Origin of the sequence: Rhodosalinus sediminis, assembly GCF_003385555.1 — a bacterium.
GTDB lineage: Bacteria > Pseudomonadota > Alphaproteobacteria > Rhodobacterales > Rhodobacteraceae > Rhodosalinus > Rhodosalinus sediminis.
The window spans coordinates 22,441-42,523 of record NZ_QOHR01000022.1 but is presented as its reverse complement, the minus strand read 5'-3'; the positions used below and the strand labels follow the sequence as shown (position 1 = coordinate 42,523).

The window sequence follows — 20,083 nt, the reverse complement described above, 5'->3', positions numbered from 1 at the left end:
TGGCGGAGGAGGTGGGATTCGAACCCACGATGCGCTGGCGCGCATGCCGGTTTTCAAGACCGGTGCAATCGACCGCTCTGCCACTCCTCCGCGCCGGGTCGGCATAGGCAGGGCGTGGCGATTCGGGAAGGGGCGGGGGCGCATGCGGGCTTTCCTCGCGGGCGGCGAGTGGATAATCTCCGCCACGACACGGCGGCGTCACGGGCTCTCGGGGTCCGGACGCGGCGTCGGGAGAACCCCGGACCGGGCGCACCCCGGCCGGCGGGCAGGCAAGGGACGCGAGAGATGAGACACGGCTGGACAGGCCGCGTGGCGCTGCTGGGCGCGGCGCTCGTGCTGGGCGGCTGCGGGGAGACCGGCGGCCTGCCCTTTCTCGGGGGCGAGCGCACGGCGGAGGCCGAGGCGGAGGCGCCGTCGGAGGCGGGTTCCGTCCGCCTCGTCGAGCGCGACGTGGAGGCGCCGGAGGTCTTTCAGGTCGCGGCCTCGGGGCTCTGGGACGGGCGGCCTTCGCTCGGCGGGGTCTGGGTCGCGCATCCGGATGTGGAGGAGCCCGAGCGGGTGATCATCCGCGACACCGGGTCGGAGAAATTCGTGATCGGCGCGCTCTTCCGCCGCGAGCGGGAGGTGCCGGGGCCGCCGCTGCAGGTGTCGTCGGACGCGGCCGAGGCGCTCGGCCTGCTCGCCGGGCAGCCGCGCGAGCTCGAGGTCACCGCGCTGCGGCGCGAGGAGGTCAGCGAGGCGCCCGAGGACGACGCGGCGGAGGATCAGGCGACGGAGGCGGCCCTGCCGGAGGCGGCCGAGGTGAGCGCGGCGCCCCTCGAACCGGTCGCCGCGGCGGAGGAGGCGCTCGAGGCCGGGGACGACGCGGCGGCCGGGGACGACACGGCCTCCGCGGACGACACGGCCGCCGAACCCGCAACGCCGCCGCGCTCCGCGCCGGAGCGGCCCTATGTCCAGATCGGCATCTTCAGCGTCGAGCAGAACGCGCGCAACACCGCCACGGCGATGCGGCAGGCGGGCATGGTGCCCACGGTCCGGAAGCAGGAGACGCAGGGCAAGACGTTCTGGCGCGTGCTCGTCGGGCCGGCGCCGAACCGCCGCGACCTCGAGGCGCTCCTTGACACGGCGCGCGAACAGGGGTTTGCCGATGCCTACGCGGTGCGCGACTGACCGCGCCCGCGTTGCAGCACAGGGGGTGCCGCGGATGACTGCCGACGCGCTGTTCCGACCGCTCCGCGCCGCCGCCGCCGCGGCGGCAGTCCTCGTGGTCGCCGGGCTCGCCGCCACGGCCGCGCAGGCCTTCGACACCCAGGCCGAGGCGGCCTATGTCCTCGACTACAACACCGGCACCGTGCTTCTCGAGAAGAACGCCGACGTGCCGCTGCCGCCGGCCTCGATGTCGAAGCTGATGACGCTCTACATGCTCTTCGAGGCGCTTCGCGACGTGGAATCGCTCACGCTCGAGACGCGCTTCACGGTCTCCGAGCGCGCGACGGCGATGGGCGGCTCCTCGATGTTCCTGCAGACGAGCGACCGGCCCACGGTCGAGGAGCTGATCCGCGGCATCGTCGTGCAGTCGGGCAACGACGCGACGGTGGTCGTCGCCGAGGGCCTCGCCGGGAGCGAGGAGGCCTTCGCGCAGCTGATGAATGACCGCGCCGAGATGCTCGGCATGACCGACACTCATTTCGAGAACGCCAGCGGCTGGCCGCATCCCGACCACAGGATGAGCATGCGCGACCTCGGCACGCTGGCGGCGCGGATCATCCGCGATTTCCCCCGGCGCTACGCCTATTTCGCCGAGGAGAAGTTCGAGTACGACGGGCGCGTGCCCTCCAACCACTTCAACCGGAACCCGCTTCTGGGGCTCGACATCGGGGCCGACGGGCTCAAGACCGGCCACACCGAGGAGGCGGGCTACGGCCTCGTCGGATCGGCGGTGCAGGGCGAGCGGCGGGTGATCTTCGTGGTCAACGGCCTGCCGACGCGCGAGGCGCGCGCGGCCGAGGCGCAGCGCATCCTCAACTGGGCCTTCCGGCAGTTCGTCGAGAAGGAGGTCGTCGCCGAGGGCCGCCCCATCGCCGAGGCGCCGGTCTGGATGGGCGCGGCCGAGACGGTGGGCCTCGTCGCCGCGGAGAGCCGCCGGATGCTCCTGCCGGTGCTCGCGCAGGACGAGGTGCCGGGCGAGGTCGTCTACGACGCGCCGGTGAACGCGCCGATCGCGGCTGGCGACGTCCTCGGCGAGCTGATCCTCAGCCCCGAGGGCCTGCCGGAGGCGCGGGTGCCGCTCGTCGCCGACCGCGACGTGCCGGAGGGCGGCTTCCGCCAGCGCGTGCGCACGGTGGGCGAGCTTCTGCTGGAGCGGCTGGGCGAGAGCGCCGGGGACGCGCTTTGAGCGGCGCGGGCCGGTTCATCAGCTTCGAGGGCATCGACGGCTCGGGCAAGTCCACGCAGGCGCGGCGGCTCGCCGAGGGTCTCGGGGCCGCGGGCCGCGACGTTGTGCTCACGCGGGAGCCCGGCGGCTCCCCCGGCGCGGAGGAGATCCGCGCGCTTCTCCTGACCGGCGCGCCGGAGCGCTGGTCGGCAGAGACCGAGATCCTGCTCTTCACGGCGGCGCGGCGCGATCATCTGGAGCGGCGCATCGCCCCGGCGCTCGCGGCGGGGCGCACGGTGATCTGCGACCGCTTCGCCGACAGCACCCGCGTCTATCAGGGCGCGACGCGAGGCGATCTGCGCGGGCTCGTCGACCAGCTGCACGCGCTGACGATCGGGCGGGAGCCGGATCTGACGCTGCTCATCGACATCGACCCCGAAACGGGCTGGCACCGGGCGAAGGCGCGGGCGGACGCCGAGGCGCGGTTCGAGGATTTCGGCGCGGAGATGCAGGCGCGGCTGCGCGCGGGGTTCCTCGCGCTCGCCGAGGCGGCGCCGGAGCGGATTCGCGTGATCGACGGGCGCGGGAGCGAGGCCGAGGTCGCCGCCCGCGTCGCGCGCGCGGTCGAGGCGTGGGAGGCGGCGGCGCCATGAGCGCCGAGCGCGCGGAGCTGCCCGAGCCCGACAAGCTCGCCGGGGCGCCGCACCCGCGGCACACGGCCGAGCTTTACGGGCAGGGCGCGGCGGAGCGCGCCTTCCTCGAGGCTTACGGCGCCGGCCGGCTGCACCACGGCTGGCTGCTGACCGGGCCGCGCGGGGTCGGCAAGGCGACGCTCGCCTGGCGGATCGCGCGGTTCCTCCTCGCGCAGGGGGAGGACGCCGGGGGCGGGCTCTTCGGCGCGCCGGAGGCGCCCGCGCGCCTCGACATCGATCCGGAGCACCCCGTGGCGCGGCGCGTCGCGGCGCTCTCGGAGCCGGGGCTCTTCCTCCTGCGGCGCGGCGCGAACGCGGCCGGCACCGGGCTTTCCGACGCGATCCGCGTGGAGGAGGTGCGCCGCCTCAAGAGCTTCTTCGCGCTTTCGAGCACCGAGGGCGGCGCGCGCGTCGTCATCATCGACGCCGCCGACGAGATGAACGTGAGCGCGGCCAACGCGGTGCTGAAGCTTCTCGAGGAGCCGCCCGAGCGCGCGACGCTCCTTCTGGTCAGCCATCAGCCCGCGCGGCTTTTGCCCACGATCCGCTCGCGCTGCCGCACGCTCGCGCTGTCGAGCCTCGGCGAGGACGATCTCGCCGCCGCGCTCGCGCAGGCGGGGGTGGCGCCCGAGGGCGGCGCGGGCACGCTCGCCGCGCTCTCGGGCGGCTCGGCGGGCGCGGCGGTGACGCTCGCGCAGGAGGGCGGCGCGGCGCTCTACGCCGAGCTCATGGGCGTGCTCGCCTCGCTGCCGCGGCTCGACCGGTCGGCGGCGCTCGCGCTTTCTGAGCGCGCGGCGGGGCAGGGGGCGGAGGCGCGGCGCGATCTCCTTTTCGAGCTGATCGACCATGCGCTCGCCCGGCTCGCGCTCACCGGGGCGCGCGGCCGCCCGCCCGCGCCCGAGGCCGCGCCGGGCGAGGCGGAGACGCTCGCCCGGCTCTCGCCGGACGCCGCCGCCGCGCGCGGCTGGGCCGAGCTCGCGCCGCGCGTGGGCGAGCGGCTGCGCCACGGCCGGGCGGTCAATCTTGACCCTGCCTCGCTCATCCTAGATACCCTCCACACCATCGCCAGACACGCCGGCTGAGGCCGCGTTCCCGCACCATGACCGCCGGACAGGACATGCCGCCGCGCATCACGGACAGCCATTGCCATCTGGATTTCCCCGGCCTCGTCGAGGAGGCGGGCGAGGTCGTCGCGCGCGCCAGGGCCGCGGGCGTGCACCGGATGGTCACCATCTGCACCAAGCTGCGCAACCGCGACGCCGTGCGCGCCCTCGCCGCGGCGCACGAGGGGGTCTTCTACGCCGCCGGCACGCATCCGATGAGCGCGGCGGAGGAGCCGATGGCGACGGTGGAGGAGCTCGTGGCGCTCGCCGAGGATCCGCTCTGCGTCGGCATCGGGGAAAGCGGGCTCGACTACCACTACACCGCCGAGAGCGCCGAGGTGCAGCAGGAGAGCCTGCGCCGCCACATCGAAGCCGCGCAGGAGACCGGCCTGCCGCTCATCATTCACGCCCGCGACGCGGACGACGACATGGCGCGCCTGCTCGCCGAGGGGCACGCGCGCAAGCCCTACGCCTGCGTGATGCACTGCTTTTCCTCCGGCGCAGGGCTGGCGCGGGCGGCGCTCGACCTCGGCTTCTACCTGTCGATGTCGGGCATCGCCGCCTTTCCGAAATCGCGCGAACTGCGCGAGATCTTCGCGGCCGCGCCGCTCGACCGCGTCCTCGTGGAGACCGACAGCCCCTATCTCGCCCCGCCGCCCTATCGCGGCAAGCAGAACGAACCCGCTTACGTCGTCCACACCGCCGCCGCGGGGGCGGAGGTCTTCGGCCTCTCCTACGCCGAGTTCGCCGCCGCGACGGAGGCCAATTTCGAACGCCTCTTCGAAAGGGCGGCGGCGTGAGCGGGGAACTGCGCTTCACCATCCTCGGCTGCGGCTCCTCGGGGGGCGTGCCGCGCCTCGGCGGGCACTGGGGCGAGTGTGACCCGGCCGAGCCGCGCAACTATCGCCGCCGCTGTTCCATGCTGATCGAGCGCGAAACGGAGGCGGGCACGACGCGCGTGCTGATCGACACCTCGCCCGACCTGCGCCAGCAGCTTCTGGACGCGGGCGTCGGCGCGCTCGACGGGGTGGTCTACACGCACAGCCACGCCGACCACGTGCACGGCCTCGACGATCTGCGGATGATCGTCTTCAACATGCGCCGGCGGCTGCCGGTCTGGGCCGACGGCGACACGCAGAACGATCTCTACTCGCGCTTCGGCTACGCCTTCATGCAGCCCGAGGACAGCCCTTATCCGCCGATCCTCGACATGCACACCATTCACGAGGAGGTGCGCGTCGAGGGCGCGGGCGGCGCGGTGGCGCTCACGCCGTTCAAGGTGAGCCATGGCGCGATCGACGCGCTCGGGTTCCGCATCGGGCCGCTCGCCTATCTGCCCGACGTCGCCGAGATCTACGACGACGCCTGGCCCGCGCTCGAGGGGCTGGACTGCTGGGTGCTCGACGCGCTGCGGCGCACGCCGCATCCGACGCATGCGCATCTCGACAAGGCGCTGGAGTGGATCGCGCAGGCGAAGCCCGCGCGCGCGGTGCTCACCAACATGCACATCGACATGGACTACGCCGCGGTGACGCGCGACACGCCCGATCACGTCACTCCCGCCCACGACGGGATGGTGATCCGCTACCCGCTGTGACCCGGAGCGCGCGCCCGTGCAGGCGCTGATCGAGGTCATCCTGCCCGTCTTCCTCGTGGCGGGTTTCGGCTACGTCGCCGTCTGGCGCGGGCTCTTCTCGGACGCTGCGGTCGACGGGCTCATGCGCTTCACGCAGAGCTTCGCCATCCCCTGCCTGCTCTTCCGCGCGATCTCGACCCTCGATCTCGGGCAGGAGGCGGAGGCGCCGCTGCTCCTGTCCTTCTACGCCGGCGCGCTCTCGGGCTTCGCCGCGGGGCTGCTGGGGGCGCGCTATCTCTTCCGCCGGGGGTGGGAGGACGCGGTGGCGGTGGGCTTCACCGGGCTCTTTTCCAACACGCTCCTCCTCGGGCTGCCGATCACCGAGCGCGCTTACGGGACCGAGGCGCTCGCGGGCAACTACGCGATCATCGCGATCCATGCGCCGGTCTGCTACGGCCTCGGCATCACCGCGATGGAGGTCGCGCGCGCGGGCCTGCGCCCCGGTGCGCTCGCCCGGCAGATCGGGGCCGCGCTCGGGCGCAATCCGCTGGTCATCGCGATCGTGCTGGGCCTCGGCGTGAACCTCGCCGGGCTCACGGTGCCCGTGCCGCTCGGCGACGCGCTGGACCTGATGGCGCGCGCGGCGCTGCCCGCGGCGCTCTTCGGGCTCGGCGGGGTGCTCTGCCGTTACCGCCCCGAGGGGGACATGCGGCTCATCGGCTACGTGGTCGCGGTCGCGCTCGTGCTGCATCCTTCGATCACCTGGACCCTCGGGCGGGCCTTCGCGCTCGACACGAGCGCGCTGCGCTCGGCGGTGCTGACCGCCGCCATGGCGCCCGGCGTCAACGCCTACATCTTCGCCACCCTCTACGGCCGCGCGCGGCGCGTCGCCGCCTCGGCGGTGCTGATCGCGACGGCGCTCTCGGTGCTCACGGTCTGGGTCTGGCTCAAGATTCTGCCCTGAGGCGCGGTGGGGGCGAAATCCCCCTCCACCTTGACGCCGGTCATGGTCGGCGCGCGCCGGCCGGGCGAAAAGCGCCGTGACGCAAGGGAAGGGAGCCCATCTCATGCCAGAGACCCGCATCCTCGTGGCGACCGACGGCTCGGATCACGGCGGCCGCGCCGTGGACACGGCCGCGGAGCTTTCGGCCGCGCTCGGCGCGCCGCTCACCATCCTGCACGTCCTGATGCACGGCCGCCCGGCGGCGGAGCTCGAGCGCATGGCGGAGGTGGAGCATCTGCTCCACGAGGCCGCGCCGCGCGCCGAGATCCCGCGCACCGACATCCCCGGCAGCTTCGGCCGGTTGCTCGGCGGGCCGGCGCCCGACGACCGCGCCGCGCGCCTGATCGCCGCTGTGGGCGACGCGATCGTGGCCCGCGCCGCGACGCGGGCCGAGGCCGCGGGCGCGCGCGAGGTCCGCACGCATGTCGTCTCGGGCGATTACGCCGACGCCATCGTGGACGCCGCCGAGGCGGAGGGTGCGCGGATGATCGTCCTCGGCCGCCGCGGCCTCGGGCGGCTCAGGGGCGCGGTGCTCGGCAGCGTGTCGCAGAAGGTGCTGCATCAGGCGCCCTGCACGGTGGTCGCGGTCCCCTGAGCCCCGCCCGACGTGCGGATTAACCCCGGTCAATGTCCCCGGTGCCGCGGTGCGGCATGGGTGGGGGCAGCGACAGGAAGGAGTGTGCCATGTCGGACAGCGGACGAATCGCCCTCGTCACCGGAGGCGTTCAGGGCCTCGGCGCCGCCGCCGCGCGCGCGTTGAATGAGGCCGGCTTCACGGTGGCCGTGACGCATTTCCGCGACGGCGAGGCCGCCGAGCGCTTCGCCGCGGAGACCGGCCTGCCCGTTCACGAATGGGACGTCGCCGATTACGACGCCTGCGCGGCCGGCGTCGCGGCGGTGGAGGAGGCGCTGGGCCCGATCGACGTTCTGGTGAACAACGCGGGCGTCAACCGGGACATGATGTTCCACAAGATGACGCGCGAGGCCTGGGATCAGGTGATGTCCGTCGATCTCGGCTCCATGTTCAACATGTGCCGGCAGGTGATAGAGGGCATGCGCGCGCGCGGCTACGGGCGCATCGTCAGCATCTCGTCGGTCAACGCCGCGCGCGGGCAGGCGGGGCAGACGAACTACTGCGCGGCCAAGGCCGGGATCGAGGGCTTCACGCGCGCGCTCGCCCGCGAGACGGCGCGCAAGGGCATCACCGTCAACGCCATCGCGCCGGGCTATGCGGACACGCCGATGGTCGAGAGCGTGCCGGACGAGATCATCGACCGCATCGTGGATCAGGTGCCCAAGCACCGCCTCGCGCATCCCGAGGAGATCGGCCGCGCGGTCGTCTATCTCGCCGCCGAGGAGGCGGATTTCGTCACGGGCACGACGCTGAACGTGAGCGGCGGCTTCCGCATGGGCTGAGGCCGCACGAGGGAGTCCGAGCGAGAAGGAGGCAGAATGGCCGAGGGCGACACCCCCAGCCGCCGCCGCAAGACCGCCCGGACCGGGCGCGGCGGGACGAAACGCGCCACGACGCAGACCCGCGAGGGCGGGCCGCGCCCCGCGTCCGCGCCGGCTGCGACGGAGCGGACGGAGGCGCCGGCGGACGGGCCCGCCGGGACGGCGGCGCCCGAGGCTGCCGAGGCGCGCGCGCCCGCGCGCAACGAGGCGGCCGTGACCGATCGCGCGCCCGCGGGCTCCGAGGCCGAGCGCGAGGATCGCTACGGCCTGACCGCCGAACCGCCCGAGTTCTGCGAGGGCGAGACCGCCGAGGCGGCGCCGGAGCCCCATCCGGGCCACGCCCTCGACCGGGTGGCCAAGGCCGCGCTCGCGCAGATGACCAACGGCGTCACGCCCTACGGCCTGTCCTCCAAGGTGCTGACCTGGTGGATCCACGCCGCCGGCTCGCCCGGAAAGCAGCTGGAGCTCGCCGAGCACGCGGCGCGCGCGTGGTCGCGGTTCCTGGGCTTCGCCGCGCACGCCGCTCAGGGCGAGGCCGCCGAGCCCTGCATCGAACCGATGGAGCACGACCACCGCTTCGACGACCCGGCGTGGGCGGCCTTTCCCTACAACGTGATGCAGCAGGGCTTCCTGCTCACGCAGCACTGGTGGTACCGCGCGACGAACGACGTGGACGGTCTCGACCGCCATGACGAACAGGTGGTCTCCTTCCTGGCGCGGCAGATGCTCGACACCGTGTCGCCGACCAACTTCCTCTGGACCAACCCGAGGGTCGCCGCCCGCACGCGCGAGGAGGGCGGGCGCAACCTGATGCGCGGGGCGCAGCACGCGCTCGAGGACTGGGAGCGCCTGCGCGACGGCCGCCCGCCCGTTGGCGCGGAGGATTTCGTGCCGGGCCGCGACGTCGCCACGGCCGAGGGCCGGGTCGTCCACCGCACGCATCTGATGGAACTGATCCAGTACACGCCGAAGACCGGGACGGTCGCCGCCGAGCCGCTGCTGATCGTGCCGGCGTGGATCATGAAATACTACATCCTCGACCTATCGCCGCACAATTCGCTGATCCGGCACCTCGTCGATCAGGGCTTCACCGTCTTCGCCATGTCTTGGTGCAATCCCACCGCCGAGGACGCCGATCTGGGGATGGAGGATTACGCCGCCGCCGTGGAGGAGGCGCTCGACGCCGTGCAGGCGATCGTGCCCGAGCGCAAGGTGCACGGGGTGGGCTACTGCCTCGGCGGCACGCTTCTGGCGGCGAAGGCGGCGCAGATGGCGCGCGACGGCGAGGACCGGCTGGCGAGCCTCACGCTCTTCGCCACGCAGACCGACTTCAGCGAGCCGGGCGAGCTTGGCCTCTTCATCAGCGAGAGCGAGGTCTCCTTCCTCGAGCACCGGATGCGCGAGCGCGGCTATCTCGACCGTCACGAGATGGCCGGGGCGTTTCAGCTCCTGCGGTCGAACGACCTGATCTGGTCGCGTTACATTCAGGAGTATCTGCTAGGCGAGCGCGAGGAGATGTTCGACCTCATGGCGTGGAACGCCGATTCGACGCGCATGCCCTACCGGATGCACAGCGAATACCTGCGCCGGCTCTTCCTCGAGAACCAGCTCTCGAACGGCAAGTTCGCGCTGCGCGGCGGGCCGGTCGCCGTCTCCAACATCCACGCGCCGATCTTCTGCGTCTCGACCACCCGCGATCACATCGCGCCGTGGCAGTCGGTCTACAAGCTGCATCTCCTCGCCGACACCGACGTGACCTTCGTGCTGACGAACGGCGGGCACAACGCCGGCATCGTCAGCGAACCGGGCCACGAGGGGCGCGAATACCAGATCCGCTGCACGCGGGAGGGCGAGCGCTATCTCGCGCCGCAGGCCTGGCGCGAGCGCGCCGAGCGCCGCGAGGGCTCTTGGTGGCCGGCGCTGACCGACTGGCTGCGCGAACGCTCCTCGGGCGAGAGCGCGCCGCCGGCGATGGGCGCGGAGCGCTACCCGCCGCAGGAGGACGCGCCGGGCACCTACGTCTTTCAGCGGTGAGCGCCCGGTGGGCCGATCGCCCGCGGCGATGAAACCTTTCGCCCCGCGGAGGCATTTCCTCACCGGAATATGTCTTTGCAGCGGCGGGGGACACATGAACCAAGAGCTGCGCGTCGATCCGGCGCATGGAGCCACGGGGCACCCGGGCACGACGCGGTCGGCGCGGCGCGCGGTTCTCGCCCGGTGCCGGTCGCGCGCCCGCGTCGTCGAGCGCGGCGCCGACCTCCTCGCCGAGGGCGGCGAGGCCCCCGGGGCGCTCTGGGTGCTGAGCGGGCGGATCGAACTGCGCAAGACCCTCGCCGACGGGCGCAGCGTGCTCTTCGACATGCTCTTTCCGGTCGACGTCGTCCATCCGGCGGCGGTCGACATGCGCTCCTCCGAGTTCGAGGCGACCGCCGCCGAAACCAGCCGCGTCGCCCTGTTGTCGCGCGACGCCTGCGCGCGCGTCGAGCGCGCGGGCGACGGCGTCGGCGATCTGGTCGGGCGGCTGACGGCGGCGGGGCGCGCGCGCCGGTCGGAGCGGCTGCTGCGCGTGGTGCAGGGCCGGGGCGAGGAACGGCTCGCCTTCCTGCTCTTGGAACTGGCGCTGCGCACCGACGCCCGCAGCGTGCTCGCCGAGCGGCCCTGCCGTCTGCGCCTGCCGCAACGGGCGATGGGCGAGATGGTGGGGCTTTCCACCGTCCACGTCTGCCGCGTGATGACCCGCCTCGCGGAGCGCGGGGTCCTGCGCGCCGAGCGCGGCGGCGTGGAGCTGCGCGACGTCGCCGCGCTCGCCGCGCTCGCCCACGCCGAGCCCGCAGCGCTCGCCGGCGCGATCCTCGCCTGACCGGAGGCGCCGGTGTGCGCGGCGGACGTCGCGCGACACTGTCCGGCGACGGTCCCCCGGTCGCGGTGGCGTGGGCAAGGCGCGAAAGCCTGGCACCTCGCGGCGATCGGGGGCAATCTGCCCCAATGTTTCGCGGGAGGGCAGGTCTTGGAGTACACCGAAGGGACGGCGGACCGGACCGCCGAGATCGCGGCGCTCGTCCGTGCGGCCTTCACGGATTCCGAGGGCGCGGCGGAGGGCGCGGCTGTCGGCGACCTCGCGCGGGATCTTATGGAAACGACGCCGCCCGGCGACATCTGCGTGTTTCTCGCCGAGACGGAGGCGCGCGTCGCGGGGGCGGCGATCTTCACCCGGCTGGCCTGCGCCGACCCCGACCGGCGCGTAATGCTCCTGTCGCCGATGGCCGTGGCGACCGGGCTGCAGGGGCAGGGCGTGGGGCAGGGACTCTTGCGCCACGCGCTCGACGCGTTGCGCGCGGCCGGCGTGGAGGTGGCTGTCACCTACGGCGACCCGGCCTTCTACGCGCGGCTCGGCTTCGCGCCCGTGGCCCCCGAGGTTGTCCCGCCGCCCCGGCCGTTGACGCAGCCCGAGGGCTGGCTCGCGCGGCCGCTCGGCGCGCCCGCGATCGCGCCCCTGCCGGGGCCGTGCCGCACGGTTCCGGCGCTCGACGCGCCGGCTTTCTGGTGACGCGACCCGTCGTGCCGGGCTGCGCCGCCCGGCGGCGTGACAGATCCGGAGCGCGGCGCTAGGGTCGCGCCCCGACGAAACAGACCCGGAAGCGCGCATGTTCGATCTTCTCATCCGTAACGCGGCGCTGCCCGACGGGCGCGTGGGCGTGGACATCGGCATCCGCTCCGGGCGCATCGCCGCGCTCGAGCCCGCGCTCGCCGCCGAGGCGGGCGAGGTGATCGACGCCGGGGGCCAGCTCGTCGCGCCGCCCTTCGTCGATCCGCATTTCCACATGGACGCGACGCTCTCGCTGGGGCGGCCGCGGATGAACGTCTCGGGCACGCTGCTGGAGGGCATCGCGCTCTGGGGCGAGTTGCGCCCGACGCTCACGCGCGAGGCGATCGTGGAGCGTGCGCTCGCCTACTGCGATCTCGCCGTGTCCAAGGGGCTGCTCGCCGTGCGCAGCCACGTCGACGTCTCCGACCCGCGGCTCGTGACGGTCGAGGCGCTCCTCGAGGTGCGCGAGCGGGTGGCGCCCTATCTCGACCTGCAGCTCGTGGCCTTCCCGCAGGACGGCTACCTGCGCAGCCCCGAAGCGGCGTCCGCGCTCGAGCGCGCGCTCGACATGGGCGTCGACGTCGTGGGCGGCATCCCGCATTTCGAGCGCACGATGGAGGCCGGGCGCGCCTCGGTCGAGGTGCTCTGCCGCATCGCTGCGGAGCGCGGCCTGCGCGTCGACATGCACTGCGACGAGACCGACGATCCCCTCTCGCGCCACGTCGAGACGCTCGCCGCCGAGACGGTGCGCCACGGGTTGCAGGGGCGGGTGGCCGGGTCGCACCTGACCTCGATGCACTCGATGGACAATTACTACGTCTCCAAGCTCCTGCCGCTGATGGCCGAGGCGGAGATGGCGGCGATCCCCAATCCGCTCATCAACATGATGCTGCAGGGCCGGCACGACAGCTACCCGAAGCGGCGCGGGCTGACGCGCGTGCCTGAGCTTCTCGCGGCCGGCGTTCCCGTGGCGCTGGGCCAGGATTGCGTGCTCGACCCGTGGTACGCGATGGGCACGGGCGACATGCTCGACGTGGCCCACATGGCCGTGCACGCCACGCAGATGGGCTCGGGCGAGGACAAGCGCCGGCTCTTCGCGGCGGTGACGGACACCCCGGCGCGCGTGCTCGGGCTCGAGGGCTACGGGCTCGAGGTTGGGTGTCACGCGGACATGGTGCTCCTGCAGGCGCGCGACCCGGCCGAGGCGATCCGGCTCCGGCCCAACCGGCTGAAGGTCATCCGGCGCGGCCGCGTGATCGCCGAGACGGCGCCCGAGCGCACGCGCCTCGCGCTCGAGGGCCGGCCCGGGGCCGTGGACCCCGCCGCCTACGCGCCGCCGGCGGCGTCCTAGGGCCGGGCGCGTGCCCGCCGGGCGTGGCAGTGGCGCGCGCCCGGGTGTGGTGAGGCCCGGCGTTTGGCCCCGACGGTGCCACGGGCGCGACACGGCGCCGGGGATCGTCGGCCGCCGCCGCCCCGCATGCAAAGCGCCTCCTGCGGCGGCAGGCACGTCAGACTTGCGTAAAACTTGTGCGAGGCGCTAGATCGCACGGACCGGACCGCTCGACGCCGCGCGCCGCGCTTCGCAAGTCTTGCGACCGACAGACAGCCGGGCGCCTCCGGCGTGCAACAGGGAGACCCGCGATGACCCGCATCCTCATGAACCGCCGCCGCCTGCTCGGCACCGCCGCCCTCGGCGCGGCCAGCCTCGCCGCGCCCTCGATCCTGCGCGCGCAGAGCACGCCGGTGAAGGTGGCGGGCTTGCATGCCTCGCCGGTGGAGAACGCCTGGAACTCGGTGCTGCACGCGGCGATGCGCGCCGCGCACGAGGACGGCGTGATCGAGTACGCCTTCTCCGAGGGGGTCTCCGGCACCGACTACCCGCGCGCGATGCGCGAATACGCCGAGGCGGGCAACGTGCTGATCGTCGGCGAATCCTACGCCGTCGAGCGCGAGGCGCGGCAGGTCGCGGCGGACTACCCCGACACGGCCTTCCTCATGGGCTCCTCGGGCGAGGCCGCGGGCGACAACTTCGGCGTCTTCGGCACCTGGAACTGGGAGGCGGCCTATCTCGCCGGGATGCTCGCGGGCGAGATGACCGAGACCGGCGTCGTCGGCTCCGTCGGCGCCATCCCGATCCCGGAAGTCAACATGCTGATCAACGGCTTCGCCGATGGCGTGAAGGCGGTGAACCCCGAGGCCGAGCACCTTGTGAGCTTCATCGGCACCTTCTTCGACCCGCCGAAGGCGCGCGAGGCGGGCCTCGCGCAGATCGACGCGGGCGCTGACATCCTCTTCGGCGAGCGCATCGGCACCGCCGACGCGGCGCAGGAGCGTGGCATCCCCGCGATCGGCTCGCTGATCGACTACACGCCGCGCTATCCGGACACCGTCTTCGCCAATGCGCTCTGGTTCTTCCGTCCGCTCCTCGAGGCCGCGCTCGCCGACGCGGTCGCCGGCGAGCCCACGGGCAAGAACTACACGCCCTTCAGCCTGATGGAGGACGGCGGCAACGACATATCCTATGTCGAGGGCGCCGCGCCGGCCGGTGCCGTGGCGCGCATGGAAGAGGTGCGCGCGGCGATCAAGGCCGGCGAATTCGAGGTGCCGCGCAACTTCGACGAGCCCGCCTGATGCGCCACGCCACCGCGCGCGGTGCCGTCCCCCGCGGGGGGCGGGCGTGACCCGCGTTCTCGAACTCGACGGCATCACCAAGCGGTTCGGCGCGACGCTGGCCAACGACGACGTGTCGCTGCATCTCGACCGCGGCGAGGTCGTCGCGCTCCTCGGCGAGAACGGCGCCGGCAAGACGACGCTGATGTCGATCCTCTTTGGCCACTACACGGCCGACGCCGGCGAGGTGCGCGTCGAGGGGCGCGCGCTGCCGCCCGGGCGGGCGCGCGCGGCGATCCGGGCGGGCGTCGGCATGGTGCATCAGCACTTCGCGCTCGCGCCCAACCTGACGGTGCTCGAGAACGTGATGACCGGGACCGAGCCGCTCTGGCGGCCGCGCTCCGACCGGGCGGCGGCGCGGCGCCGGCTGGCCGGGCTCGCCGAGCGCTTCGGCCTGCCGGTCGAGCCGGAGGCGCGCGTGTCCGATCTCTCGGTGGGCGAGCGCCAGCGCGTCGAAATCCTCAAGGCGCTCTACAACGAGGCGCGGATCCTCATCCTCGACGAGCCGACGGCGGTGCTGACCACGCAGCAGGCCGAGCGCCTCTTCGCCACGCTGCGCGAGATGGCGGCGCAGGGCCTCTCGATCATCTTCATCTCGCACAAGCTGCACGAGGTCATGTCGGCCTCGGACCGGGTGGTGGTGCTGCGCGGCGGCCGGGTCGTGGCCGAGCGCGCCACCGCCGAGACCGACAAGGGGGAGCTCGCCGAGCTCATGGTGGGCCGCAAGGTCGAGCGGCCCGCGCGCCCGCCCGCGCGCCCCGGCGCGGTGCTGCTGGAGGCCGCGGACCTGCACGTCGCGGGCAAGGGCGGCGCGGCGCTCAACGGCGTGGATTTCCGCCTGCACGCGGGCGAGACGCTGGGGATCATCGGCGTCTCGGGCAACGGGCAGACGACGCTCGCCGGCGTCGTCTCGGGGCTCCTCGCGCCGGAGCGCGGGGCGCTGCGCGTCCACGGCGCGGCGCTGCGCCGCCACGACGTGCCGCACGCCATCGCCGCGGGCATCGGCCGCATCCCCGAGGACCGCAACGCCGAGGGCGTCGTGGGCGACATGAGCACATGGGAGAACGCGGTGCTCGAGCGGCTCTGGGCGCCCGAATTCTCGCGCCGCGGCGTGGTGCGCCGGGGCGCCGCGCGCGCGGCGGCCGCGCGCATCCTCACCGATTACGACGTGCGCGGGGCGCGCGTGGACGGGCGCGTGCGCCTGCTGTCGGGGGGCAACATGCAGAAGCTGATCCTCGGCCGGGTGCTGGAGGCGGGGCCGGATATCCTCGTGGCCGCGCAGCCGAGCCGCGGCCTCGACGAGGGCGCGATCGCCGACGTGCATCGCCGCCTGATCGCGGCGCGGGAGCGCGGCGCCGGGGTGCTTCTGATCTCGGAGGATCTCGACGAGGTGATCGCGCTCGCCGACCGGATCCGCGCCATCGTGGGCGGGCGCCTCTCGCCCGCGATCCCGGCCGAGCGCGCCGACGCGCGGCGTCTCGGGCTGATGATGGCCGGCGACTGGACCGAGGCCGAGACGATCGAGCGGGAGGCGGCCGATGCGCTTTGAACGCCGCGAGAGCGCCTCGCCCGCGCTGACGGTGCTCGCGCCGCTCGGCGCGATCGGCGCGGCGCTGGTCGTCGCCGGGCTGCTGATCGCCGTGGCGGGGGCGAACGCCTTCGAGGCCTACGGGCTCATTCTCGAGGGCGCCTTCGGCTCGCGCCTCGGGGTCACCGAGACGCTGACGCGCGCCACGCCGCTGATCCTGACGGGGCTCGCGGCCGCCGTCGCCTTCCGCGCCCGGCTCTGGAATATCGGGGGCGAGGGGCAGTTCTACCTCGGCGCGCTGGCGGTGACGGCCTTCGGCCTCGTGCCGGGGATCGCCGGCGCCCCGGCGCCGGTGGCGATCCTCGCCTGCCTCGTCGTGGGGGCGCTCGCGGGGACGCTCCTCTTGCTCGTGCCGGTGACGCTGAAGCTGCGCTTCGGCGTCGACGAGGTGGTGACCACGCTGCTGCTGAACTTCGTCGCCATCCTCTTCGTCTCGATGATGATCGAGGGGCCGCTCCGGGATCCGCTCGCCTTCGGCTGGCCGCAGTCGATGCCTGCGCCCGACGCCGCGCTCCTGCCCAAGCTGCTCGAGCGGACGCGGCTGCACGCGGGGCTGCTGATCGCGCTCGCGCTGGCGGTCGCGGTCTGGTGGGTGCAGGCGCGCACGGTCTTCGGCATGCGCGCCCGCGCGGCCGGGCTCAACGCGCGCGCGGCGGGCTTCGCCGGCGTGCCGCTGGCGCGGACGCTCGCGCTGGTGGGTTGCCTTTCCGGCGGGCTCGCCGGGCTCGCCGGGGCGATCGAGGTGCTGGGCGTGAAGGGCTACGTGACCACGGATCTCTCGCCCAACTACGGCTATTCCGGCATCGTGATCGCGATGCTGGCCAATCTCAACGCGCTCGGCGTGATCGCCGCCGCGCTCTTCTCGGCGGTGATGTTCGTGGGCGCGGATTCGATGAGCCGCGCGCTCGGCATCCCCTCCTACATCGCCGACGTGACGGTGGCGCTCTCGCTGCTGACGATGCTCGTGGCGATCTTTCTGACGCAGTACCGGGTGCGGCGATGAGCGTGATCCTCGACATCCTCGCCTCCGTCGGCATGTGGGAGGCCGTGCTGCGCATCGCCACGCCGCTGATCCTCGGCACGCTCGGCGTGCTGCTCTGCGAGCGGGTGGGCGTGCTGAACCTCGGGATCGAGGGGATCATGACCTTCGGCGCGATGATCGGCTGGCTCACCGTCTATTCCGGCGCCGATCTCTGGACGGGCCTCGCGGCGGCCGCGCTCGCGGGGGCGGCCTTCGGGATGCTGCATGCGGCGCTGACCGTGCCGCTCGGGCTGAGCCAGCATGTCACGGGCCTCGGCATCACGCTCTTCGCGTCGAGCTTCTCCTACTACATCTTCCGCCTCGCCGTGCCGACGGCCAGCTCCCCGCCCACCGTCGAGCCGTTCCGCCCGCTGCCCGTGCCGGGGCTCTCGGAGATCCCGTTCCTCGGCCCGGTGCTCTTCAACCAGACGGCGCCCACCTACCTCGCCCTCGCGCTCGTGGCGCTGCTCGCCTGGGGCCTCTACCGGACGCCGCTCGGCCTCGCGGTGCGCATGACCGGCGAGAACCCGCACGCCGTCGAGGCGCAGGGCATCGACCCGATCCGCCTGCGCATCGGCACGATCATGGCCGGCTCGGCGCTGATGGGCGTGGCGGGGGCCTTCCTGACGCTCGCGGCGTTCAACTCCTTCTTTCCGACGATGGTGCAGGGGCGCGGCTGGATCTGCATCGCGCTCGTCGTTTTCGCGCTCTGGCGTCCCGGGCGCGCGCTGCTCGGCGCGCTTCTCTTCGCCTTCTTCGACGCCTTCCAGCTGCGCCTCCAGACCGCGGTCGAGGGCGTGCCCTACCAGCTCTTCCTGATGCTGCCCTACCTGCTGTCGATCCTCGCGCTCATCGTCATGGCGCGCCGCGCCCGGGTGCCGCAGGCGCTGATGCAGCCCTACCGCCGCGGCGAGCGCTGAGCGCGCGCCGGCTCCGCGGGCCGGCCGGTCGTCACCTGCCGTGTCGCTGACGCAACGTCGTGCGCTGTCTGGCGGGCGAGCCGGCGCGCGTGGGATAAGGGCCGCCCGCGCGCGGATGTGGTCCGGCGGGGATGATGCGCTGCGCGAAAGCGTGTGAATGATCGGAAGATCGCCAGGGCTTTCCAGCGCGCCCTGAATTGTAACGTCTGGATGATGAATTCGTGACAGCGTGTCGCAATGCGCGGTGAGTCAGCGCTGCGCTGGTTGCCTTGGCGAGGGATGAATAACCACCTGTTTTTATGACAAAATTAAGGAAGGGCATCTTGATTTGTAAATTTTTAAACAAATAACAATGAAATTTTGGTGAATTATTTGCGAACAAATTCTGAAATTAAAATCCAGCAAGTTGCCAAATAGCCACGCTGCCCTGCGTGCAATCAACGCCGGTCCTTTTGTTACAAAAGCGTCAAGCCCGCCGCTTAGGTGCCGCGCTGTACGCAGCAAATGGAGCAGCGCATGTACCGTATTCTTCTGGCGACCACCGCCCTCGTGTCCTTCACCGGGGCCGCGGCGGCCGAAATCACCTGGTCGGGCGAGGTCGCGCTCGGCTACAACGACGAGGAGCTCGTCGAGGACGGCGAGGGCGTCATCGCCACCGCCGAGATCGTGCCGAACCTCTCGGTCGAGCTCGACTACGGCCTCACCGCCGAGGCCGAGGCGACGATCCTCCTCCTCGATCAGGAAGGCGGCAGCGGGGTCGACACCGATGACCTCTCGGAAGACTTTGAAGCCGAATCCTACATCCTCAGCCTCTCGAACGAGTTCTTCGGCCTGTCCTTCGGCACGGTCGATTTCGCGCCCGATTCGATGTGGAAGTCGGCCGGCGACATGGAGTCCGACGGCTTCTCGGAAGCCGACGGCGAGACGGGCGTGCTGCTCACCGGCAGCTACGGCCCCGTTATGGCCGGCGTGTCGAGCGTGCTGCACACGGACGATTTCTCGACGGGCACGGGGTCCGGTGACTTCGACCAGCTCGGCGTCGCGGTGAACGCGGAGCTCGAGGGCTTCGACATCTCGCTCGCATACCAGGAGGAGGCCGAGAACGATTTTGATCCGGCTAACAACAACGACGATTTCGAGCCCAACGAGATCCTCGCCCTCTCGGTCGGCACCACCTTCGAGGGGCTCGACGTCCGCCTCGGCTACGCCAGCGACGAGACGGCCGACGAGAACTCCACCGGCCTCGAGCTCGGCTACGCGATCCAGGACGTTTCGCTCGGCGGCTACTTCGTGAGCGAATCCGAGGGCGACGACAACTGGGGCGTCTCGGCCGGCTACGAAAGCGGCCCGATCGCCGTCGAGGCCTACGTGACCGATGAGCAGGGCGCCTACCTCAACGGCGTCGAGGGCTCCTACGCCGTGACCGATCGGCTCATTGTGCGCGCCGGCGTGATCGACGACGAGGACCCTGCCGACGACGGCGGTTCCTACATCGGCGGCGAATACGACCTCGGCAACGGCGCGTCCTTCCTCGTCTCCTACGCGGATGCGGACAACGACGGCACGCCTGGCGAAGCTGGCTCGGCCGAGGATGAGCTCGGCGCGCCCGAGTACAAGCATGGCCTCACGGCGCTGCTCACGCTCGAGTTCTGATCCGGATCCGGCCGGTGCCCGCGCGGCGCCGGCCCCCGTATTCCCTCGACGGTCGGCTTGCGATCCGGCTTTCGACACCTTGGCCCCGGCATCCGCCGGGGCCTTTTTCGTCGAGGGCTCCGGTGGACGGCCCCGCCACCGCCCCTTCTTCTTGGCTCAAATATCCCACGGGGGTGCGGGGGTGTGAAACCCCCGCCTGCGCGCGGCCGGCCTCAGGCGCGCGCGCCGCCGTCGTCGCGCGTGGACCAGCCCAGCAGCCGGTAGGCCGGGCACCAGCCCAGGGCGCCCGACAGCGCCGGGATCGCGCCCAGCCAGAAGGCCCAGCGCCACGCCGCCTCGGGCACCAGCCAGAAGCCGGAAATCAGCGCGAGGCCCACGATCACGCGAACGATACGATCGAGCAGGCCGACGTTGGTCTCGAACATGACGTACCTCCTTCGCA

General features: G+C 72.6%; 19 protein-coding genes and 1 tRNA gene. 18 read left to right on the top strand and 2 right to left on the bottom strand.

Annotation, left to right across the window (positions count from 1 at the left end; translation table 11 throughout):
* Nucleotides 1-90, bottom strand: a tRNA-Ser gene (locus DRV84_RS12840).
* Nucleotides 91-285: 195 nt separating this feature from the next.
* Here DRV84_RS12840 and DRV84_RS12835 point away from each other — a divergent pair.
* From DRV84_RS12835 to DRV84_RS12750, 18 genes are all read left to right on the top strand, one after another.
* Nucleotides 286-1,170, top strand: coding sequence for an SPOR domain-containing protein (locus DRV84_RS12835; protein ID WP_115981345.1), 885 nt, complete (start codon nucleotides 286-288; stop codon nucleotides 1,168-1,170).
* Between the two features lie 34 nt (nucleotides 1,171-1,204).
* Nucleotides 1,205-2,395 carry a D-alanyl-D-alanine carboxypeptidase family protein gene (locus DRV84_RS12830; protein ID WP_115981342.1) on the top strand — a complete coding sequence of 397 codons (1,191 nt, stop codon included), beginning with the start codon at nucleotides 1,205-1,207 and terminating at the stop codon, nucleotides 2,393-2,395.
* On the top strand, nucleotides 2,392-3,027 hold the full coding sequence (tmk, locus tag DRV84_RS12825) for a dTMP kinase (RefSeq protein WP_115981340.1): 636 nt from the start codon (nucleotides 2,392-2,394) through the stop codon (nucleotides 3,025-3,027). Before DRV84_RS12830 ends, tmk begins: the two co-directional genes overlap by 4 nt.
* A complete protein-coding gene (locus tag DRV84_RS12820; protein ID WP_115981337.1) occupies nucleotides 3,024-4,148 on the top strand; it encodes a DNA polymerase III subunit delta' in 1,125 nt (374 codons plus the stop codon). The genes tmk and DRV84_RS12820 overlap by 4 nt, the downstream gene beginning before the upstream one ends.
* Nucleotides 4,149-4,165: 17 nt before the next feature.
* On the top strand, nucleotides 4,166-4,969 hold the full coding sequence (locus DRV84_RS12815; protein ID WP_115981335.1) for a TatD family hydrolase: 804 nt from the start codon (nucleotides 4,166-4,168) through the stop codon (nucleotides 4,967-4,969).
* Entirely contained in the window at nucleotides 4,966-5,766 is an 801-nt protein-coding gene (locus DRV84_RS12810) for an MBL fold metallo-hydrolase (RefSeq protein ID WP_115981332.1), read from the top strand. The genes DRV84_RS12815 and DRV84_RS12810 overlap by 4 nt, the downstream gene beginning before the upstream one ends.
* 16 nt (nucleotides 5,767-5,782) lie before the next feature.
* Nucleotides 5,783-6,709, top strand: a complete 927-nt coding sequence (locus tag DRV84_RS12805; RefSeq protein ID WP_115981331.1) for an AEC family transporter — start codon at nucleotides 5,783-5,785, stop codon at nucleotides 6,707-6,709.
* A 103-nt stretch (nucleotides 6,710-6,812) separates the two neighbouring features.
* Complete coding sequence (locus DRV84_RS12800) at nucleotides 6,813-7,343, top strand: universal stress protein (RefSeq protein ID WP_115981328.1); 531 nt, start codon at nucleotides 6,813-6,815, stop codon at nucleotides 7,341-7,343.
* An 89-nt stretch (nucleotides 7,344-7,432) separates the two neighbouring features.
* Nucleotides 7,433-8,164: an acetoacetyl-CoA reductase gene (gene phbB, locus DRV84_RS12795; protein WP_115981326.1), complete on the top strand. Its 732-nt coding sequence runs from the start codon at nucleotides 7,433-7,435 to the stop codon at nucleotides 8,162-8,164.
* 36 nt (nucleotides 8,165-8,200) lie between these two features.
* Nucleotides 8,201-10,237, top strand: coding sequence for an alpha/beta fold hydrolase (locus tag DRV84_RS12790; protein ID WP_115981324.1), 2,037 nt, complete (start codon nucleotides 8,201-8,203; stop codon nucleotides 10,235-10,237).
* Between the two features lie 94 nt (nucleotides 10,238-10,331).
* The gene (locus DRV84_RS12785; RefSeq protein ID WP_158547811.1) at nucleotides 10,332-11,063 is read left to right on the top strand and encodes a Crp/Fnr family transcriptional regulator; all 732 of its coding nucleotides are present in this window, start codon (nucleotides 10,332-10,334) and stop codon (nucleotides 11,061-11,063) included.
* 147 nt (nucleotides 11,064-11,210) lie between these two features.
* The gene (locus DRV84_RS12780; protein ID WP_115981320.1) at nucleotides 11,211-11,750 is read left to right on the top strand and encodes a GNAT family N-acetyltransferase; all 540 of its coding nucleotides are present in this window, start codon (nucleotides 11,211-11,213) and stop codon (nucleotides 11,748-11,750) included.
* A gap of 97 nt (nucleotides 11,751-11,847) precedes the next feature.
* Nucleotides 11,848-13,140: an amidohydrolase family protein gene (locus DRV84_RS12775; protein WP_115981318.1), complete on the top strand. Its 1,293-nt coding sequence runs from the start codon at nucleotides 11,848-11,850 to the stop codon at nucleotides 13,138-13,140.
* Between the two features lie 290 nt (nucleotides 13,141-13,430).
* Nucleotides 13,431-14,420 carry a BMP family protein gene (locus tag DRV84_RS12770; RefSeq protein WP_115981316.1) on the top strand — a complete coding sequence of 330 codons (990 nt, stop codon included), beginning with the start codon at nucleotides 13,431-13,433 and terminating at the stop codon, nucleotides 14,418-14,420.
* 46 nt (nucleotides 14,421-14,466) lie between these two features.
* A complete protein-coding gene (locus tag DRV84_RS12765; protein WP_239995072.1) occupies nucleotides 14,467-16,008 on the top strand; it encodes an ABC transporter ATP-binding protein in 1,542 nt (513 codons plus the stop codon).
* A complete protein-coding gene (locus DRV84_RS12760; RefSeq protein ID WP_115981311.1) occupies nucleotides 15,998-17,050 on the top strand; it encodes an ABC transporter permease in 1,053 nt (350 codons plus the stop codon). Before DRV84_RS12765 ends, DRV84_RS12760 begins: the two co-directional genes overlap by 11 nt.
* Nucleotides 17,047-17,988 (top strand): ABC transporter permease, encoded by a 942-nt coding sequence (locus DRV84_RS12755; RefSeq protein WP_115981309.1) that lies wholly within the window; start codon nucleotides 17,047-17,049, stop codon nucleotides 17,986-17,988. The genes DRV84_RS12760 and DRV84_RS12755 overlap by 4 nt, the downstream gene beginning before the upstream one ends.
* A gap of 516 nt (nucleotides 17,989-18,504) precedes the next feature.
* The gene (locus tag DRV84_RS12750) at nucleotides 18,505-19,641 is read left to right on the top strand and encodes a porin (RefSeq protein WP_158547810.1); all 1,137 of its coding nucleotides are present in this window, start codon (nucleotides 18,505-18,507) and stop codon (nucleotides 19,639-19,641) included.
* 212 nt (nucleotides 19,642-19,853) lie between these two features.
* On the opposite strand, the gene DRV84_RS15655 is transcribed toward DRV84_RS12750, so the two are convergent.
* On the bottom strand, nucleotides 19,854-20,066 hold the full coding sequence (locus DRV84_RS15655) for a YgaP family membrane protein (protein ID WP_239995071.1): 213 nt from the start codon (nucleotides 20,064-20,066) through the stop codon (nucleotides 19,854-19,856).
* Nucleotides 20,067-20,083 lie beyond the last annotated feature (17 nt).

Coding starts and splice junctions, on each gene's coding strand:
- phbB (WP_115981326.1), top strand. CDS start 7,433: ATGTCGGACAGCGGACGAATCGCCCTCGTCACCGGAGGCGTTCAGGGC.
- DRV84_RS12815 (WP_115981335.1), top strand. CDS start 4,166: ATGACCGCCGGACAGGACATGCCGCCGCGCATCACGGACAGCCATTGC.
- DRV84_RS12830 (WP_115981342.1), top strand. CDS start 1,205: ATGACTGCCGACGCGCTGTTCCGACCGCTCCGCGCCGCCGCCGCCGCG.
- DRV84_RS15655 (WP_239995071.1), bottom strand. CDS start 20,066: ATGTTCGAGACCAACGTCGGCCTGCTCGATCGTATCGTTCGCGTGATC.
- DRV84_RS12785 (WP_158547811.1), top strand. CDS start 10,332: ATGAACCAAGAGCTGCGCGTCGATCCGGCGCATGGAGCCACGGGGCAC.
- DRV84_RS12755 (WP_115981309.1), top strand. CDS start 17,047: ATGAGCGTGATCCTCGACATCCTCGCCTCCGTCGGCATGTGGGAGGCC.
- DRV84_RS12760 (WP_115981311.1), top strand. CDS start 15,998: ATGCGCTTTGAACGCCGCGAGAGCGCCTCGCCCGCGCTGACGGTGCTC.
- DRV84_RS12770 (WP_115981316.1), top strand. CDS start 13,431: ATGACCCGCATCCTCATGAACCGCCGCCGCCTGCTCGGCACCGCCGCC.
- DRV84_RS12835 (WP_115981345.1), top strand. CDS start 286: ATGAGACACGGCTGGACAGGCCGCGTGGCGCTGCTGGGCGCGGCGCTC.
- DRV84_RS12750 (WP_158547810.1), top strand. CDS start 18,505: ATGTACCGTATTCTTCTGGCGACCACCGCCCTCGTGTCCTTCACCGGG.
- DRV84_RS12820 (WP_115981337.1), top strand. CDS start 3,024: ATGAGCGCCGAGCGCGCGGAGCTGCCCGAGCCCGACAAGCTCGCCGGG.
- DRV84_RS12775 (WP_115981318.1), top strand. CDS start 11,848: ATGTTCGATCTTCTCATCCGTAACGCGGCGCTGCCCGACGGGCGCGTG.
- DRV84_RS12790 (WP_115981324.1), top strand. CDS start 8,201: ATGGCCGAGGGCGACACCCCCAGCCGCCGCCGCAAGACCGCCCGGACC.
- DRV84_RS12800 (WP_115981328.1), top strand. CDS start 6,813: ATGCCAGAGACCCGCATCCTCGTGGCGACCGACGGCTCGGATCACGGC.